The organism is Mangrovimonas sp. DI 80, from assembly GCF_001975575.1.
In the GTDB taxonomy this organism is placed as follows: domain Bacteria; phylum Bacteroidota; class Bacteroidia; order Flavobacteriales; family Flavobacteriaceae; genus Mangrovimonas_A; species Mangrovimonas_A xylaniphaga.
The window spans coordinates 613010-630494 of record NZ_MSDT01000002.1 but is presented as its reverse complement, the minus strand read 5'-3'; the positions used below and the strand labels follow the sequence as shown (position 1 = coordinate 630494).

16 protein-coding genes are annotated in these 17485 nt (G+C 39.8%); 9 read left to right on the top strand and 7 right to left on the bottom strand.

The features are described from left to right. Positions 1-306 precede the first annotated feature (306 nt). The 5 genes from BKM32_RS03385 to BKM32_RS03365 form a co-directional block, all read right to left on the bottom strand. A complete protein-coding gene (locus BKM32_RS03385) occupies positions 307-2076 on the bottom strand; it encodes a DNA mismatch repair protein MutS (protein WP_076662537.1) in 1770 nt (589 codons plus the stop codon). 83 nt (positions 2077-2159) lie between these two features. Then, the gene (locus BKM32_RS03380; protein WP_076662536.1) at positions 2160-2906 is read right to left on the bottom strand and encodes a succinate dehydrogenase/fumarate reductase iron-sulfur subunit; all 747 of its coding nucleotides are present in this window, start codon (positions 2904-2906) and stop codon (positions 2160-2162) included. A 10-nt stretch (positions 2907-2916) separates the two neighbouring features. Further along, positions 2917-4929, bottom strand: coding sequence for a fumarate reductase/succinate dehydrogenase flavoprotein subunit (locus BKM32_RS03375; RefSeq protein ID WP_076662535.1), 2013 nt, complete (start codon positions 4927-4929; stop codon positions 2917-2919). A gap of 14 nt (positions 4930-4943) precedes the next feature. Then, positions 4944-5621 (bottom strand): succinate dehydrogenase cytochrome b subunit, encoded by a 678-nt coding sequence (locus BKM32_RS03370; protein ID WP_053976399.1) that lies wholly within the window; start codon positions 5619-5621, stop codon positions 4944-4946. 112 nt (positions 5622-5733) lie between these two features. Continuing rightward, positions 5734-6603 carry a hypothetical protein gene (locus BKM32_RS03365; protein WP_076662534.1) on the bottom strand — a complete coding sequence of 290 codons (870 nt, stop codon included), beginning with the start codon at positions 6601-6603 and terminating at the stop codon, positions 5734-5736. A 150-nt stretch (positions 6604-6753) separates the two neighbouring features. Here BKM32_RS03365 and BKM32_RS03360 point away from each other — a divergent pair, with 150 nt between their 5' ends. Beyond that, complete coding sequence (locus BKM32_RS03360) at positions 6754-8046, top strand: aminopeptidase P family protein (RefSeq protein ID WP_076662533.1); 1293 nt, start codon at positions 6754-6756, stop codon at positions 8044-8046. Positions 8047-8111: 65 nt separating this feature from the next. On the opposite strand, the gene BKM32_RS03355 is transcribed toward BKM32_RS03360, so the two are convergent. Continuing rightward, positions 8112-9437: an aspartate kinase gene (locus BKM32_RS03355; RefSeq protein WP_053976396.1), complete on the bottom strand. Its 1326-nt coding sequence runs from the start codon at positions 9435-9437 to the stop codon at positions 8112-8114. 107 nt (positions 9438-9544) lie between these two features. On the opposite strand from BKM32_RS03355, the gene BKM32_RS03350 reads away from it, so the two are divergent. The 3 genes from BKM32_RS03350 to BKM32_RS03340 all read left to right on the top strand — a co-directional run bounded on the left by BKM32_RS03350 (position 9545) and on the right by BKM32_RS03340 (position 11361). After that, the gene (locus tag BKM32_RS03350) at positions 9545-10201 is read left to right on the top strand and encodes a hypothetical protein (protein ID WP_076662532.1); all 657 of its coding nucleotides are present in this window, start codon (positions 9545-9547) and stop codon (positions 10199-10201) included. A 57-nt stretch (positions 10202-10258) separates the two neighbouring features. Continuing rightward, positions 10259-11035: an alpha/beta fold hydrolase gene (locus BKM32_RS03345; RefSeq protein ID WP_076662531.1), complete on the top strand. Its 777-nt coding sequence runs from the start codon at positions 10259-10261 to the stop codon at positions 11033-11035. Positions 11036-11097: 62 nt separating this feature from the next. Further along, positions 11098-11361: a hypothetical protein gene (locus BKM32_RS03340; protein ID WP_053976393.1), complete on the top strand. Its 264-nt coding sequence runs from the start codon at positions 11098-11100 to the stop codon at positions 11359-11361. Positions 11362-11802: 441 nt separating this feature from the next. Here the strand turns inward: BKM32_RS03340 and thiL are convergent, their stop codons facing one another. Beyond that, the gene (gene thiL / locus BKM32_RS03330; RefSeq protein ID WP_076662530.1) at positions 11803-12849 is read right to left on the bottom strand and encodes a thiamine-phosphate kinase; all 1047 of its coding nucleotides are present in this window, start codon (positions 12847-12849) and stop codon (positions 11803-11805) included. Positions 12850-13024: 175 nt separating this feature from the next. Here thiL and BKM32_RS03325 point away from each other — a divergent pair, with 175 nt between their 5' ends. The 5 genes from BKM32_RS03325 to sufD are packed head-to-tail and all read left to right on the top strand — an operon-like array spanning position 13025 to position 17397. Further along, the gene (locus tag BKM32_RS03325; protein ID WP_053976390.1) at positions 13025-13354 is read left to right on the top strand and encodes an iron-sulfur cluster assembly accessory protein; all 330 of its coding nucleotides are present in this window, start codon (positions 13025-13027) and stop codon (positions 13352-13354) included. Positions 13355-13371: 17 nt separating this feature from the next. Continuing rightward, positions 13372-14820 carry a Fe-S cluster assembly protein SufB gene (sufB, locus tag BKM32_RS03320; protein WP_053976389.1) on the top strand — a complete coding sequence of 483 codons (1449 nt, stop codon included), beginning with the start codon at positions 13372-13374 and terminating at the stop codon, positions 14818-14820. Between the two features lie 54 nt (positions 14821-14874). Then, on the top strand, positions 14875-15282 hold the full coding sequence (locus BKM32_RS03315; RefSeq protein ID WP_076662529.1) for a hypothetical protein: 408 nt from the start codon (positions 14875-14877) through the stop codon (positions 15280-15282). A gap of 2 nt (positions 15283-15284) precedes the next feature. Next, on the top strand, positions 15285-16037 hold the full coding sequence (gene sufC, locus BKM32_RS03310) for a Fe-S cluster assembly ATPase SufC (RefSeq protein ID WP_053976387.1): 753 nt from the start codon (positions 15285-15287) through the stop codon (positions 16035-16037). A 46-nt stretch (positions 16038-16083) separates the two neighbouring features. Beyond that, the gene (gene sufD, locus BKM32_RS03305) at positions 16084-17397 is read left to right on the top strand and encodes a Fe-S cluster assembly protein SufD (protein WP_053976386.1); all 1314 of its coding nucleotides are present in this window, start codon (positions 16084-16086) and stop codon (positions 17395-17397) included. The last annotated feature ends 88 nt before the right edge of the window (positions 17398-17485 follow it).

The following is a 17485-nucleotide window of genomic DNA, read 5'->3' as shown; positions in this document are numbered from 1 at the left end:
TCTTGGGGTAGGTTGAAAGGGATTTTGTGTGGTTCGTTTTTGTAGGATGCCTGTTCATTTTCTTTGCTCGTCCAAAGAAAACGAATCAAAAGAAAAGACGCCCTGTCAATAGGTCTTTGTGTTGTACCAACACAACCGGAAGAGGATTCCTAAATGTTCTCCAAGGCTTCGAACATTTTTAACAGAGCCCTCTTCCTAGACTTACGACAGGTTGTTCCGGCTTTGCCGGAAGTAGGTTTTAAAGTATTTTAGTAATGGGTGGATGTATTTTTTAATAAAGTTTATTATTGCTGTATTAAACGTGTACTACACAATCCCCATTTTCTGTAATAGGAAGCTGGCATTCATGTTTTGGCAGATGCCTTTTTTGAGCTTATAATCGAAAAATAGTTCGTTATTCACTATTTGGGCATCAAAGTAATAGTTGGCAACGGGGGACAATTCCTTCTCAATTTCACATAAACTTAAGTCGTGGGTGGCAATGATGCCCGTAGCATGGGTGGCTACGAGTTTTTCTACAAACTTGCGGGAGCCTATGGCTTTATCGGTGCTATTGGTGCCTTTTAGGATTTCGTCTAAGATTATGAAGTAAGGTTCGTTTTGGATCGCGTCTACGATATATTTTAATCTGGTCAACTCTGAAAAGAAATAACTGCTGTCATCGGTCAAGGAATCGGTGGTGCGCATGCTTGTAATCAACTTGATAGGGTGATAGCTGCTTTCTTGGGCGCATACCGGAAGCCCAACATTGGCCATCACGATGTGCAGGGAGACGGTACGTAGAAAGGTGCTTTTCCCCGCCATGTTGGCGCCAGTGACAATAATAAACTGTTGGTTGTTAATGATGAGGTCGCTTGTGATGCGCTTGTTGGCATCCAATAATGGGTGGCCCAAACCTGTGGCATGGATAAGGGATTGGTCCTGCACAATTTTAGGGTACACAAACTCAGGTTGATTAAAGGCGTAATTGGCCAAAGAGTTATAAGCTTCAAAAAAGGAAACGACGTCGAACCATTCTTTGGTCACTTCCTTATAAGTTGCAATCCAATGTTCAATATGGTAACTGTGCTTGAGGTCGGTTAAGAACAGACCGTTGCCAAAAATGGCGGAGATCAAATTGTTTCTATTATCCAAAGCATCGAGGTATCCAGACAATTGTCCAAATATGTCCGACGCCTTTTTATGATGGGATTGAATCTGTTCTTGTTTCTCGGTAAGGCATTTCGATTGGAACGTTTGCGCTTCAATTTGTTGCAATAATTGTGCATACTGACGAAACGTGTCTTTTACTTTATCGGTATGAGCGGCAAGTATGTTTATTTTCTTTAAATGACGTCCCGTGATCATGAGTCCTAATAACAACCAATAGCCACTGATGGACATGGGGATGAGCTTGAATACCGTTAATGCCAATAGCGCTAAGGATGCTATGCTAAAGGATATGGGAAGGTATTTTAATAGTTGGTTTGCAAAGGGTTTGTATTGCTGAAGCCAATTAATGATGTCCTTGTTTGGTGTTTCCACATGAATTAAGGAGGCTAAAGCCGCAAAGTTTTGACGCCATTCGGGGAGCTTGGTGAGTTCCTTAATGGCTTCTTGGCGTTTGGTGATGTTTTCAATGTTATTGGTGGTTAAGGTATTGGCCAAAAACTGTTTGCCTTCCTTGGTTTTAGTGCGGTTTATGGTTTGGAAGAAGGAACCTTTTCCAAAAAGGTCTATATCTAGGCTATAGGCATGGTGCGGATCTAGAAATTTTTCTCCAGTAGGCTGTTTGTCATAGTTGCCAGAGAGCATTTGCAATTCAGCTTCATTGATGTTGATCAAGGCTTTGGTTAAGGTACGCTGGCGTTTTAAATCGGTGTATTTGGATAGCAGGAATACAAATAGAATGGTTCCTATAACTCCTATTGTCAAGGCTATTTGCCATGTGCTGAAAGTAAAGTAAATGCAGGCGGTAGCAACCAAAAAGACCGTGAGGCGCAGAGAGCTTAAAGCTACTAATTTTTTATTGAATTGCCTTAAGTGATTTTGATGGTTTTCTAATTGGGTTTTATAGAAGGATGTAGGTTGTTTCATGGGTTGTAAATGAATGCTAAAGAAACAAAAAAAATCCTAAGCAGTACAGCTTAGGATTTTTAATATCAATCGCTATGAAAGGCTTATCCTTTTATAGTAGCTTTTAAGAATTCTCTGTTCATACGAGCAATGTTCTCTAATGAAATGCCTTTAGGACATTCAATCTCACAAGCTCCTGTGTTGGTACAGTTTCCGAATCCTTCTAAATCCATTTGTCTTACCATGTTCAATACACGGTCTGTTGCTTCTACCTGTCCTTGTGGCAATAAGGCATATTGAGATACCTTGGCCCCTACGAATAACATTGCAGAAGAGTTTTTACAAGTGGCAACACAGGCACCACACCCGATACAGGTGGCGGCGTCCATGGCTTCATCGGCAGCATGCTTAGAAATAGGAATAGCGTTCGCATCTTGCGTATTTCCAGACGTGTTTACCGAGATGTACCCTCCAGCTTGCTGAATGCGCTCAAAAGAAGTTCTGTCTACAACTAAATCCTTAATTACAGGGAATGCCGCAGCTCTCCAAGGTTCGATGGTAATGGTGTCACCGTCTTTGAACATGCGCATGTGCAATTGACAGGTAGTAACCCCACGGTCTGGACCGTGCGCTTCACCATTAATGTAGAGCGAACACATTCCGCAAATACCCTCACGACAATCGTGATCGAAGGCTACTGGCTCCTCTCCGGTGTTTACCAATTGTTCGTTCAAAACATCCATCATTTCAAGAAAAGACATATGCTCTGAAATATCAGTAACTTTATAATCGACCATTTGACCCTTTGCATTTGAGTCTTTCTGTCTCCAAATTTTAAGTGTTAAATTCATAATGTCAATCTTATTTGTATGAACGTTGTTTTAGTTCAATATCTTTAAATTCTAGTTCTTCTTTATGTAGTACTGCATCTGCTGGTTCTCCTTTGTATTCCCATGCTGCAACAAAGGCGAAGTCTTTATCGTTACGTTTTGCTTCTCCTTTTTGCTCACCGCTTTCTTCAACAGATTCTTCTCTAAAGTGACCACCACAAGACTCTTCTCTCATTAAGGCATCCTTAGCGAACAACTCACCCAATTCCAAGAAATCGGCCACACGACCTGCTTTTTCCAACTCAGGGTTCATTTCGTTAGCGTTTCCTGGTACTTTTACGTCTTTCCAGAATTCCTCACGAATTTGTTTAATTTCAGCCATGGCTTCTTTTAAACCTTGTTCGTTACGAGCCATCCCTACTTTGTCCCACATTACTTTACCAAGACGTTTGTGGAAGTGGTCTACAGATTTGGTTCCGTTATTATTGATAAAGAAGTTGATTCTGTCTGTAACAGCTTTTTCAGCTTCTTCAAACTCTTTAGAGTCTGTTGGGATTTTTCCGGTACGAATATCGTCAGCCAAATAATCTCCAATCGTGTATGGTAATACGAAGTAACCATCAGCCAAACCTTGCATTAAGGCTGAAGCTCCAAGTCTGTTTGCTCCGTGATCTGAGAAGTTGGCTTCCCCAATACAGTAACATCCAGGAATGGTCGTCATCAAGTTGTAGTCTACCCAAACACCACCCATGGTATAGTGGGTTGCAGGGTAAATCATCATTGGAGTTTTGTACGGATCTTCGTCAACGATCTTTTCGTACATCTGGAATAAGTTACCGTATTTAGCTTCTACGATTCCTTTTCCTAACTCGTATATTTTAGCCGCTGTTGGGTTGTCAATATTGTGAATTTTAGCCTGCTCCTTACCGTAGCGTTCTATAGCTGAAGCAAAATCCAAGTACACGGCTTCTCCAGTGGCATTTACACCGTAACCAGCATCACAACGCTCTTTTGCGGCACGAGATGCTACGTCACGTGGCACCAAGTTTCCGAAAGCTGGATAACGACGTTCTAAGTAGTAGTCTCTTTCGTCTTCCGATAAATCGGTAGGCTTCTTGCGACCTTCACGAATGGCCATGACATCTTCCATGTTTTTAGGTACCCAAATACGTCCGTCGTTACGCAGGGATTCCGACATCAAGGTCAACTTAGATTGGTAATCACCTGAACGAGGAATACATGTTGGGTGGATTTGCGTAAAACAAGGGTTTGCGAAATACGCTCCTTTTTTGTGGATTTTCCAAGCAGCCGTAGCGTTGGATCCCATAGCGTTGGTTGATAGGAAATATACGTTTCCGTAACCTCCAGAAGCAATTACAACCGCGTGTGCAGAGTGGCGCTCTATTTCACCGGTAATAAGGTTTCTGGCAATAATTCCTCTGGCCTTACCGTCTACAATCACCACGTCTAACATTTCGTGTCTGTTAAACATTTCAATTTTCCCACGAGCAATCTGTCTGTTCATGGCAGAGTAAGCTCCTAGCAATAACTGTTGTCCTGTTTGTCCTTTGGCGTAAAACGTTCTGGATACCAAAACCCCACCGAACGAACGGTTGTCCAACAATCCACCATAATCTCTAGCGAAAGGAACCCCTTGCGCCACACATTGGTCAATGATATTTGCTGATACTTCGGCCAAACGGTATACGTTCGCTTCACGAGAACGGTAATCGCCCCCTTTTACGGTGTCGTAAAATAATCTATAAGTAGAGTCACCATCACCTTGATAGTTTTTGGCGGCATTAATCCCCCCTTGTGCGGCAATGGAGTGCGCACGACGTGGTGAATCTTGGTAGGCAAAAGCCTTTACGTTATATCCTAATTCGGCTAAGGTTGCTGCAGCAGAACCTCCTGCTAAACCTGTTCCAACCACGATAACATCAATGTGACGTTTGTTGGCAGGATTAACCAAGTTGATTTTATTTTTATAGTCTGTCCATTTATCTTTAATTGGACCCTTTGGTACTTTTGAATCTAAAGCCATTTGTGTATTTAAGATTAATGGTTAAAGTGGTGGAATAAAGCGATAATGATAAATCCTAGAGGGATAATTACAGAGTACGCTTTCCCTATTTGTTGCATCGTTTTTTTACGTCCTGCAGTCGCTCCCATAGATTGGAAGGCCGATGTAAATCCATGTGCCAAGTGTAAGCCTAAAAGCACGAAAGCAATTACATAGGCTCCTACACGGATAGGAGATACAAATTTGTGTTGCAGTTCTTCAAAATAACGGTAGCTTTCACCATCTGGCAATAATCCAGACATATCGCCATGGATGTATTTTACGTTAAGTTCAGGAATCCAGAAGTCGATGAAGTGAAGCAAAATAAATGCTAACACGACAACACCACTGATGATCATGTTTCGGCTCATCCAAGTGGAATTGGCCGCACCATTGTTTTGTGCATATTTTACGCCAATGGCTTTTCTGTTTTTTAATTCCAATACAAACCCCATCACAAAGTGGAATACAACACCAAATATCAATACCGGTTGTAAGGCCAATTGCACCAAAGGATTTGTTCCCATGAAATGTGATAATTCATTGAATAAATCAGGACTAAAAAGTGATGTGATGTTTACCGCTAAATGAATTATTAAGAAAAACATTAGGAAGAAGGCCGAAAGTGCCATGGCCACTTTTCTTCCTATCGAAGATTTAAGAAATCCGCTCATTTTTTTGAAGTTAATTTTTATCGAACAAAGATACACTTCAAAAGAGATTTAGGCAAAGGGCTGTAGTTTAAATTAAGTATTTAGAATGATTTTAAACAGATTGAAAAGTCCCTTAATTTGATACCGTTGGGATTAAGCCTCTTAGGCCCATATCGACCACTTGTTCGCCAGCTGCGGGTTCATATTTTCCATCAAAATTTACTTCGTTCCACTCAAAACTGTTATTGATGGAAAATGATAGGGTAACTTCAATATCTTGTGTTTCGTTTCCGGTTATGGTGAAGCCTTCTTCAAACTCACCGGTTACTACACAAGATCCCTGTGGAATAGGAGAGGAATCGAACAATGGATTTGGGACTGTTGTGGCTCCTTCTGGGGCTTGCCCTTCAGAGGTGTAGCCTTCTACTTCAAAAGCCCAAAATCCTTGGAGACGGTTATCGTTTATATCAAAAGTACTGCCGTTCAAATTGAAGGAAGTGATGTAGGTGTTGTAGCCTACAAAACTTGCCAAAGTTCCTGTGTATTCTGCTCCATTTACAAGTAAATCAATCTCTCCTTCTTGGTAGGCTAAGGATACGCGCACCCATTCGTAAGTTCCTGAAGTAACTTGGCTTAGGGGAATGCTCAAAAATACATCGCCATCTGCGCCAAACGTAGCATTTTGAAAATCGATAGCATTGGCGCCTCCAGCCGTGGTTTCTGGGCCCATAAAAATGACTTCCCCTTCTCCTAATGGCGTATAAGGGTCTGGGGCAAATTCAATGTAATTGGCGCTCATTCGGCTGATGGTTGGAGATTGGGCTGCATTGCCCTCTGGGATGCTGGCGGGTTGTCCTAAATTGTTGAGACGTTCCTGGGTAGGATCGAATTTCAACTTAATAATTAGGTTGGGTTCAGTACTTTGGATGTTGTCGTCTTGGTCTTCGCTGCAGGATAGCATCATTGTAATTACAGCTAATATGCTAAGTTTTAAAAATTTCATAAGATTGGGGTTTTTTGTATATAACTCGAAAGCTTTAAAAATAGTATAATTTTTGAGAGTTGACTTAAGAGACTGCTATTTGTAACAAATGCTTATTAAGTTGATATCCTGATAGAATCTATTTACTTTTGTTATCTAAATTTTTATTTTATGAAATACTTACCTATAGATCGCGAATTGTTTATTAAAAACCGTAAAAACTTTGCCGCTCAAATGGAGCCTAAAAGTTTGGCGATTTTTAATTCCAATGATATTTACCCAATTAGTGCCGATAGCACCATGCCTTTTGAGCAGCACCGAGATATTTTTTATTTAAGTGGGGTTGATCAAGAGGAGAGTGTTTTGGTAATCTTTCCAGATTGTCCAAATCCTAAGAACAGAGAAGTGTTGTTTTTGAAAGAAACCAATGAGCATATTGCAGTTTGGGAAGGGGAAAAGTTGACCAAGGAAAAAGCGTTTGAAACTTCAGGAATTAAGACGGTGTATTGGTTGAAGGACATGGAAAAAGTGTTGTTTGAATTGATGACCCAATGCGATACGGTGTATATCAACACCAATGAACATTACAGGGCCAATGTTGAAACTGAAACACGCGAAGCTAGATTTGCCAAATGGCTTAAGGATAAATATCCTGCGCACCGCGTTGCCAAGAGCAATCCTATTTTGCAGCGTTTACGTTCCGTAAAAGATCCTGTTGAAATTGCCTTGATGCAAAAGGCCTGCGATATTACTGAAAAGGGATTCCGTCGCGTTTTGGATTTTGTGAAACCAGGTGTTTGGGAATTTGAAATTGAAGCTGAGTTTATGCATGAGTTTTTGCGTAACCGTTCCAAAGGTTTTGCGTATACGCCTATTATTGCTTCGGGTAACAATGCCAATGTGTTGCACTACGTTGAGAACAACCAAAAGTGTAAAGCTGGGGATTTAATTTTGTTTGACGTAGCTGCTGAATATGCTAATTATTCCAGTGACTTGAGTAGGACGATTCCTGTTTCTGGGAAATTTACCAAAAGACAAAAGGAAGTCTACAATGCTGTTTTGAAGGTGAAGGATGAGGCGACCAAATTATTGGTGCCTGGAACGCTTTGGGCGGAATACCATGTGGAGGTTGGAAAATTGATGACTTCAGAACTTTTAGGACTCGGTCTTTTGGATAAAGCCGATGTGCAAAATGAAAACCCAGATTGGCCAGCTTATAAGAAATACTTTATGCACGGTACCAGTCACCATATTGGTTTGGATACGCATGATTATGGTATTTTAACTGAGCCTATGCAACCAAATATGGTGTTTACTGTTGAGCCGGGAATTTATATTCCGGATGAAGGATTTGGAATACGTTTGGAAGATGATGTGGTAGTGCAGCCAAGTGGAGAACCATTTAACTTAATGGCTAATATTCCGATAAAAGCTGAGGAAATCGAAGACTTGATGAACCAATAATTGCTCATAATTTGAAATAAAAAAAAGGACGTTGAAAAACGTCCTTTTTTTGCTTTGAGATTTGGTTAGTCGACCATTTCAGTCTCAAAAATATAGCGGTTTAGTTTTCTTAGGGTTTCTATCTTGTCGCTGGTATTGATCAGTAACGAAATGTTATTGTTGCTACCACCATAGGCAATCATTCTGATGTTGACATCCTGAAGGATTTGGAACAATTTAGGCGTATCCGGATGGTATACGATATTGTTTCCAACGGCACATACAATCGTTCTGTATTCGTCTACTTCCACGGAAGAGAATTTTTCCAATTCCTCTACAATATGAGATAGGTTTGTGGTGTCGTCAATGGTCAAGGATACTGCAATTTCCGAAGTAGTAATCATGTCGATGGACGTTTCGTATTTCTCGAAAATTTCAAATACTTTTTTCAAGAAACCGTGTGCCAACAACATTCTGCCTGATTTGATTTTGATGGCGGTAATTCCGTCTTTAGCAGCGATGGCTTTGATGCCTTCACCGTGGATTTTATTTGTAATTAAAGTTCCGTAAGCGGCAGGTGCCATGGTGTTTTTTAATCTTACCGGAATATCCAAATCTCGTACGGGCATTACGGTTTGTGGGTGCAGGATTTTTGCGCCAAAATAGGCTAATTCCGCAGCTTCGTCAAAAGATAGGTTTGAGATGGCGTGGGTGTCCTGCACAAATCGAGGGTCGTTGTTGTGGAAGCCATCAATATCAGTCCAAATTTGAACTTCTTCAGCTCTTACGGCAGCACCAATAATGGTAGCGGTATAATCGCTTCCGCCTCGTTGTAGGTTGGCAACTTCTCCTTCGGCATCGAGACAAATAAACCCTTGGGTGATATAAATGTCGGCTTCTGGAAGTTCTCCTATAATTCTATTGAGGTTTTGTTTGATATAGAAGTTATCTGGCTCGTGTGCTTTGTCAATTCGCATGAATTCCAAAGCTGGAATCAATTGAGCGTTGATACCTTCTTGTCTTAGGAATTGTGTGAACAGGAAAGTGGATAACAACTCACCTTGCGATACAATAATATTGTATAGAAGTTCGCTATGTTTCTTTTCGGTGCAAGACAAAAGCAGTTCTATGACGCTAAGTATGTAAGCTTGTGCTTCAGAGGCTAGGGTGTCGTTTTGAAGTAATTCGGCAATAACATCTTGGTACTTGTCATTTAGCGCAGCAATTAATTGCTTTGCTTCACTGATGTTGTTGGCTTTTATAGTTTCTGAAATTTCCACCAAAGCATTGGTTGTTCCAGACATGGCCGATAGCACTACAACTTTTTTGTTGCCATCGTTAATGATATTTTTAACATTGGTCATGTTGGTTACAGAACCAACTGAAGTCCCTCCAAACTTTAATACTAACATAGTCTTATACTTTTTTTGATGGGGCAAAGGTATTTATAAAGTGCTGTTGTAGAATGAAAATAAAAATATTATGCTAAATTTGCACATCACGTTAAATAATTAACAAAATGAAAACTATTGCTTCCTGTGTCAGTGAATTGTTAGTGTCTCAACCTTTTTTGGAAGAGGCCTTAGCAAGGAATATTATTAATTATAGTGCCTTGGCTGAAGAATTGGTACCATCTGTAAGTGATATGCTGAAAAAGCCGGTGAAGTCAGGTGCTATCATGATGGCGTTGAGACGCTATAGTCCGCCGCAAAATTTGACTAATTCTGTGAAGTTGAAAAAAGTCTTGGAAGGTTTGGGAGATATTACCGTACGTTCTAATTTAACGGATTTTACCTTTCAGAATTCCAAAACGCTTATTCATAGTCACTCTAGGATTTTGGAGCATGTTGGATTGAATAGTAGTATTTTTTATGCCTTCACTAGGGGGATTCATGAAAGTAATATTATCATTTCCAGTTCTGAGGCATCTAACGTTGTGGAGTATTTTAGTGAAGAACAACAAATAGGAATGGTTGATCAATTGTCGGCAATCAGCATCAGTTTGCCGCAGGACAACTCTAGGGTGACTGGTTTGTACTATCAAATTTTTAAGAGGTTGGCTTGGGAAGGGATTTCCTTGTACGAGGTGGTTTCTACTACCAACGAGTTCACGGTGCTTATTGAGGATCATTTAATAGATAAGGCATTTTCTGTAATTAAGAGGTTGAAGGGGTGATTGTGTTGGTAAGTCAACTTGAAATAAGGTTATCTTTGCATTTAAATTATTGTAGATATGACGATTCAATATAAGGAGATTTCTGTGCATTTTGAAGTTTCTGGTGAAGGGAAGCCAGTGGTATTGTTGCATGGGTTTTTGGAGAATGCCAAGATGTGGCAGCATCTCACAAAAACTTTAAATTCCACTTGTAAGGTAATTGCTATTGATTTGTTGGGCCATGGTGAAACGGAATGTTTGGGTTATATCCATACTATGGAAGATATGGCCGAAATGGTATGTGCGGTTCTGGATTACCTGGGTGTTTCAGAGGCTACGGTCATTGGGCATTCCATGGGAGGTTATGTGGCGTTGGCTTTGGCAGATTTGTATCCTGATAAAGTGTCTGCAATGTGCTTGCTGAACTCAACTGCTGAAGCAGATAGTGAAGAACGACAGTTGAACAGGGGTAGGGCGGTAAAAGCTGTCAAGCAAAACTATAAGTCTTTTGTAAGCATGGCCATTGCCAATTTGTTTGCGGAAGATAATAGAGAGCGTTTGTCTGAATCTATAGCTCAAGTGCGTGCCGAAGCACTAAAAACACCGTTGCAAGGAATAGTGGCAGCTTTGGAAGGTATGAAAGTGAGGAAGGATAGGAGGGTGCAATTTGTAAATGGTTCTTATAAAAAGTTGTTGGTAATTGGTTTGAAGGATCCTGTTTTGGATTATGAAACTGTTATGGCTTATGTGGCAAATTCAAGCATTGAAGTGGTTGAATTTCCGGATGGGCATATGAGCTATATTGAAGATAAAGAGGAATTGGATTACAAAATATTGCAGTTTATCGAAAAATAGGTTATTTCAGCGAATTTAATTTGTTTTTTTCATTAAGTTTAACTGTCTCAAATTAAGCGATTATGAAAAAAACAACTAACCCTAATTCAGCAGCTAAATTATATTGTGGTGTTTTTGGCCATAATTATGAAGTGACCAAAAAGGTAACTATGCATGTAAAGGAATATACATGTAAATGCTGCAAAAGACAACTCACTACCGATAGCGATGGGCATTTAAGAGAACTCACTCCTAAGTATCAAGAGATAAATAGCTTATTGGAGCAAGTTTATACCAGACGCATGATGCGTATGCAGTCTAAAACTTTGGGATCTGCTGCTTACTAAGGAAAACTCTTTCTTTGCTTTTTAACTTTTAGTTGTTTTTCAATCTTCTTCCGAAAAACGATTTAAACTTTTATTTTGCTGATATTCAGTTATTTTTCGCTAGATATTTCATCTGCTTCTTTTGAAAGAAAAAACCTGTTAATTTATTAACGTTAAAGTGCTTGCTCAATTCAATTTTTTTACTAAGTTAGGAGTCCCTAATAATTAATTGAATAGCGCTTTGAAAACTTTAATTTGTAAACTTTTCGATCATCATTTTGTGATGAAAAAAGAGGTTACGCTCTATGTGAAAGAGTATGAGTGTAAGTTCTGTAAAAAACAAGTAACAACAAGTGATACTGGTACCCTGACACCATTGACCGATACCCGAAAGGAAATCAATGAATTGCTTGGTCAACTTTATGAAAAAAGGACCAAGCGAAAATTAGAGCATCACTGTTCTTAACTGTTTAGAGCATTCCATCCCTTTGCAATAATAGGGATTGCCTCTTCTCCACGCGTGATTAAATGCATGCCACGGCTTTCTTCGGTTATATAGCCAATAATCGACAGGTTAGGATTGGCCTTAATTTTAGGAAAGTCCTCTTGAGAAATCGTCATCAACAATTCGTAATCCTCACCGCCATTTAAGGCAATGGTTGTACTGTCAATTTCAAATTCCTCACAGGTAGAAATAACCTGCGGATCTAAAGGTATTTTGTTTTCGTAAAGTTCTACGCCCACTTTACTGTTTTTGCATAAGTGCATGATTTCTGAAGACAAACCATCGCTGATATCAATCATGGAAGTTGGTTTAACATCCAAGTCCTTCAATAATGTAACAATATCTTTTCTAGCTTCTGGTTTCAGTTGTCGCTCAATAATATAAGTGTAAGCGTCCAAATCTGGTTGGTTGTTTGGGTTCACCTCAAACACTTTCTTTTCGCGTTCCAAAACTTGAAGTCCCATATAGGCGCCTCCCAAATCTCCGGTTACTACCAATAGGTCGTTCGGTTTGGCGCCACTGCGGTATACAATATCTTCTTTGTTGGCAGTTCCAAAAGCAGTTACTGAAATAAGCAGGCCTTTGGTAGATGACGTCGTATCTCCGCCCACAACATCAATCCCGTAAATCTTGGCAGCCGTTTCAATACCGGCATATAATTCTTCCAAAGCTTCCAAAGGAAATCTGTTGGAAACAGCAATGGACACGGTAATCTGACTGGCCATGGCATTCATGGCATATACATCGGAAAGATTCACCATAACGGATTTGTATCCCAAGTGCTTCAATGGCATATAGCTCAAGTCGAAATGCACATTTTCCACCAATAAATCTGTGGTGATCACTACTTGCTGGTTGCCAAAATCGCAAACAGCGGCGTCGTCACCAATGCCTTTGATGGTAGATTCATGAGTGATTTTAAAGTTCTTGGTTAAATGGTCTATAAGTCCAAATTCTCCAAGTTCACTAAGTGGGGTACGGGCTTGATTCTTGTCTTCTATCATGCTGCAAATTTAAGGATAATTGGATGATTTGTGGAATCATTTTTAAGATAATGGACAGCGCCCTAGGGCATCAATAGTTTCTATAGACCTATTTGCTAATATAATGTTAGGTTCGCTTGATTAAGCCTACTTATATTGTATATTTGCAGTCTATTTAGATGTAATCTACATTATTATGATAAAAGTATCAGAAGCGGCTAAAAAGAAAGTTGTGGAATTAATGGCTGAAGATGGCTATAATTCTGCTACTGATTTTGTTCGGGTAGGTGTGAAAAGCGGAGGGTGTTCTGGTCTGTCTTACGACTTAAAGTTTGACAAGGAACAGCAAGGCGATGATAAGGTGTTTGAGGACAATGGTGTAAGAATCATCGTGGATAAAAAGAGTTTTTTATACCTGATAGGTACCACCTTGGAGTATTCCGGAGGTTTAAATGGAAGCGGTTTTGTATTCAACAACCCAAATGCTAACAGAACTTGTGGTTGTGGTGAGTCGTTTTCACTGTAAATTGAAGCGTAAAGAGAATGAGTAAGTATACTGAAGACGATTTAAGAGAAGAGTTAAAAACCAAAGAATACGAGTACGGTTTTTATACAGACATAGAGTCCGAAACCTTTCCCGTTGGATTGAACGAGGAAATTATTAGGGCTATTTCCAAAAAGAAAGAAGAGCCAGAGTGGATGACCGATTGGCGGTTGGAAGCGTTTAGAGCTTGGGAAGATATGGTAGAGCCAGAGTGGGCCAATGTTCACTATGAAAAACCAGATTTTCAGGCGATTTCCTATTATTCTGCCCCGAACAAAAAGGCGAAATATAATAGCTTGGATGAAGTAGATCCTGAGTTGTTGGCTACGTTTGAGAAGTTGGGAATTTCTTTGGATGAGCAAAAGAAATTGGCGGGTGTTGCTATGGATGTGGTTGTGGATTCCGTTTCGGTTGCGACTACTTTTAAAAAGACGTTGGCTGAAAAGGGAATTATCTTCTGTTCCATTTCCGAAGCTATTCAAGAGCATCCAGAATTGGTGAAAAAATACATTGGAACTGTCGTGCCACAAAAGGATAACTTTTATGCGGCATTGAACAGTGCTGTGTTTAGTGATGGTAGTTTCTGTTATATTCCAAAAGGTGTGAAGTGTCCAATGGAATTGTCTACCTATTTTAGAATTAACCAAGCAGGAACTGGGCAGTTTGAACGTACCTTGGTCATTGCCGATGAGGGGAGTTACGTAAGCTATTTGGAAGGATGTACCGCTCCAAGTAGGGACGAAAACCAATTGCATGCTGCGGTGGTGGAATTGATTGCTATGGACGATGCCGAAATCAAATATTCCACAGTGCAAAACTGGTATCCAGGAAACTCCGAAGGAAAAGGAGGGGTTTTCAATTTTGTGACCAAACGTGGATTGTGTGAAACCAATGCCAAGATTTCTTGGACGCAGGTAGAAACGGGTAGTGCCGTGACTTGGAAATACCCAAGTTGTGTATTGAAAGGGGATAATTCGGTAGGAGAATTTTATTCTATTGCGGTGACCAATAACTTCCAACAGGCAGATACTGGAACGAAAATGATTCACTTAGGTAAGAATACCAAGTCTACCATTATTTCCAAAGGTATTTCTGCAGGAAAATCCCAAAACTCCTATAGAGGTTTGGTTCAGGTGCATTCAAGAGCAGAAAACGCGAGAAACTTTTCACAATGTGATAGCTTGTTGATGGGTAATGAGTGTGGCGCCCATACCTTCCCATACATCGAAGCTAAAAATAAAACGGCTCAAATAGAGCACGAGGCCACAACCAGTAAAATTGGTGAAGACCAAATTTTTTACTGTAACCAACGTGGTATCGACACTGAAAAAGCGATTGCACTTATCGTAAACGGATTCAGTAAGGAGGTGTTGAACAAATTGCCAATGGAGTTTGCGGTTGAGGCCCAAAAACTATTGGAAATTAGTTTGGAAGGTTCCGTAGGATAAGCATTAGATTAGACTAGAAATTAAAAGTGTAACATCCAAAAAGTGAATTCATATATGAAAAACATCTTCACATTATTATGTATAGCCGGATTGGCTTTAAGCTGTAAAAACGAATCAAAGCCTGTTGAGGCAACTGGAGACGTGGTAACCGAAACTGCCCAAAAAAGTGACGGGTATGTGGAAATGACCGGCGAGTTTGTTTACTATGCCGATGCCGCTGTGTTGCACACGCCGTCTGAGGTTTATGCGGTTGTGATTAATGAGAAGATGCATGAGTTGGATGATATGGCAAAGGCCTATAAGGTAGAACCAACCGATTATGTAACTGTTCAGGTGAGAGGGGTGATTACTCCAAAACCGGAAGGGGAAGAAGGTTGGGACAACCGTTTTGATATAAAAGAAATTATTAAAGTTATGGCATCTAACAAGGAAAAGGATGTTATTAAATTAGGAGCAGAATAAGTATGTTAAAGATTACCAATTTACACGCAAGTGTTGAGGATAAAGGAATTCTTAGAGGAATTAACCTAGAAGTAAAACCTGGTGAAGTTCATGCCATCATGGGGCCTAACGGTTCTGGAAAAAGTACCTTGGCTTCGGTTATTGCAGGGAAGGAAGATTATGAAGTAGAAGAAGGCGAAATCCTTTTGGAAGGAGAAGCTATTGACGAGCTTTCGGCGGAAGAGCGTGCCCATAAGGGAATCTTTTTGTCTTTTCAATATCCTGTTGAAATTCCTGGTGTTTCGGTGACCAACTTTATGAAAACGGCCATCAACGAAACCCGTAAGGCGAAAGGCTTGGAAGAAATGCCAGCCAACGAAATGCTGAAATTGATTCGTGAGAAATCCGAATTATTGGAAATCGATAGAAAATTCTTGTCACGTTCCTTAAACGAAGGGTTTTCTGGAGGAGAGAAGAAACGTAACGAAATTTTCCAAATGGCTATGTTGGAGCCTAAATTGGCCATCCTAGACGAAACAGATTCAGGGTTGGATATCGACGCCCTTCGTATTGTTGCCAATGGGGTGAACAAATTAAAAAACAAGGACAATGCTGTGGTAGTTATTACGCACTACCAACGTTTGTTGGACTATATCGTGCCAGATTATGTGCATGTATTATATAAAGGTAGAATTGTAAAATCAGGAGGCAAGGAATTGGCTCATGAATTGGAAGAAAAAGGGTACGACTGGATCAAAGAAGAAGTAAACGCCTAAACTTGGAAAACCGTTGTTTTCTTACTGATTATTGAAGATTGAACCTATGGATTTAAAAGAAAAATTAGTTGCTTCTTACTTTGCATTTGAGGATAACCTCGAGGATCACTCACCTTTGCATGCCATAAGAAACAATGCTATAAAAATATTTGAGGAAAATGGCTTTCCTTCCAAAAAGGATGAGGCTTGGAAATACACGTCTTTAAACACGGTTTTAAAGCATGATTACAGCCTGTTTTCCAAAGGGGAAAAAGCGATAGAATACAAGGATATCAAACCGTATTTGATTCATGATATCGATTCGTATAAAATCATTTTTATCGATGGAAAGTATTCTTCGCATTTATCACAAACTACCCATGAAGGTGTAGATGTTTGCTTGATGTCGTCTGCCATTACCAAGCCAAAATACCGCTTGGTAATTGAAAATTATTTCAACAAGGCAGCCAAAGATGATAGCATGACGTCTTTGAATACGGCCTTTTCAAATGAAGGAGCCTATATTCATATTCCAAAGAATAAAATTGTTGAAAAGCCTATTCAAATTGTGCATTTTTCAACTGGTAACGAAGCGGCTTTAATGTTGCAACCTCGTAACTTGATTGTGGTTGATGAAAATTCACATGTTCAAATTATCGAGCGTCACCAAAGTTTGACGGACAACCCTGTGTTGACCAATAGTGTTACTGAAATTTTTGCCAATAAAAGAGCAATTGTAGATTATTACAAACTACAGAACGACAATGAAAATGCGTCTTTGATTGACAATACGTTTATCAAGCAAAAACAGGAGAGTCACGCGTCGGTGCATACGTTTTCATTTGGAGGGAAATTGACAAGAAACAACCTTAATTTCTTCCAACATGGAGAACGTATCGATTCTACCCTAAAAGGAGTGACCATCATTGGTGACAAACAACATGTAGACCATAGTACTTTGGTACACCATATTGAACCAAATTGTGAAAGCCACCAAGATTATAAAGGTATCTATGGCGACAATGCTACAGGGGTGTTCAACGGTAAGGTGATTGTTGAAAAAGAAGCGCAAAAAACCAATGCTTTTCAGGCTAACAACAATATTTTGGTGAGCGATAAGGCCACTATCAACACCAAACCACAGTTGGAGATTTTTGCAGATGACGTGAAGTGTTCGCATGGATGTACCATTGGAGCATTGGACGAGAGCGCGATGTTCTATTTGCGTTCAAGAGGAATTCCAGAAAAGGAAGCTCGTGCACTGTTGATGTACGCTTTCAGTAACAATGTATTGGATTCCGTTAAAATCCCTGAAATTAAAAAACGTATTACAAAATTGATTGCCAAAAAACTGGGTGTCAATATTGGATTTGACTTATAAAACAAAAATTAAGGGAAGGGCCAATATGTAAAACCCTTCCCTTTTTTGTTGAAATGGGTCAATGTTAGCCTATGGGCTATTATAAAAA

Excerpts from the sequence above, each read along its gene's own strand:
- BKM32_RS03385 (WP_076662537.1), bottom strand. The coding sequence starts at position 2,076 with ATGAAACAACCTACATCCTTCTATAAAACCCAATTAGAAAACCATCAA.
- BKM32_RS03380 (WP_076662536.1), bottom strand. The coding sequence starts at position 2,906 with ATGAATTTAACACTTAAAATTTGGAGACAGAAAGACTCAAATGCAAAG.
- BKM32_RS03375 (WP_076662535.1), bottom strand. The coding sequence starts at position 4,929 with ATGGCTTTAGATTCAAAAGTACCAAAGGGTCCAATTAAAGATAAATGG.
- BKM32_RS03370 (WP_053976399.1), bottom strand. The coding sequence starts at position 5,621 with ATGAGCGGATTTCTTAAATCTTCGATAGGAAGAAAAGTGGCCATGGCA.
- BKM32_RS03365 (WP_076662534.1), bottom strand. The coding sequence starts at position 6,603 with ATGAAATTTTTAAAACTTAGCATATTAGCTGTAATTACAATGATGCTA.
- BKM32_RS03360 (WP_076662533.1), top strand. The coding sequence starts at position 6,754 with ATGAAATACTTACCTATAGATCGCGAATTGTTTATTAAAAACCGTAAA.
- BKM32_RS03355 (WP_053976396.1), bottom strand. The coding sequence starts at position 9,437 with ATGTTAGTATTAAAGTTTGGAGGGACTTCAGTTGGTTCTGTAACCAAC.
- BKM32_RS03350 (WP_076662532.1), top strand. The coding sequence starts at position 9,545 with ATGAAAACTATTGCTTCCTGTGTCAGTGAATTGTTAGTGTCTCAACCT.
- BKM32_RS03345 (WP_076662531.1), top strand. The coding sequence starts at position 10,259 with ATGACGATTCAATATAAGGAGATTTCTGTGCATTTTGAAGTTTCTGGT.
- BKM32_RS03340 (WP_053976393.1), top strand. The coding sequence starts at position 11,098 with ATGAAAAAAACAACTAACCCTAATTCAGCAGCTAAATTATATTGTGGT.
- thiL (WP_076662530.1), bottom strand. The coding sequence starts at position 12,849 with ATGATAGAAGACAAGAATCAAGCCCGTACCCCACTTAGTGAACTTGGA.
- BKM32_RS03325 (WP_053976390.1), top strand. The coding sequence starts at position 13,025 with ATGATAAAAGTATCAGAAGCGGCTAAAAAGAAAGTTGTGGAATTAATG.
- sufB (WP_053976389.1), top strand. The coding sequence starts at position 13,372 with ATGAGTAAGTATACTGAAGACGATTTAAGAGAAGAGTTAAAAACCAAA.
- BKM32_RS03315 (WP_076662529.1), top strand. The coding sequence starts at position 14,875 with ATGAAAAACATCTTCACATTATTATGTATAGCCGGATTGGCTTTAAGC.
- sufC (WP_053976387.1), top strand. The coding sequence starts at position 15,285 with ATGTTAAAGATTACCAATTTACACGCAAGTGTTGAGGATAAAGGAATT.
- sufD (WP_053976386.1), top strand. The coding sequence starts at position 16,084 with ATGGATTTAAAAGAAAAATTAGTTGCTTCTTACTTTGCATTTGAGGAT.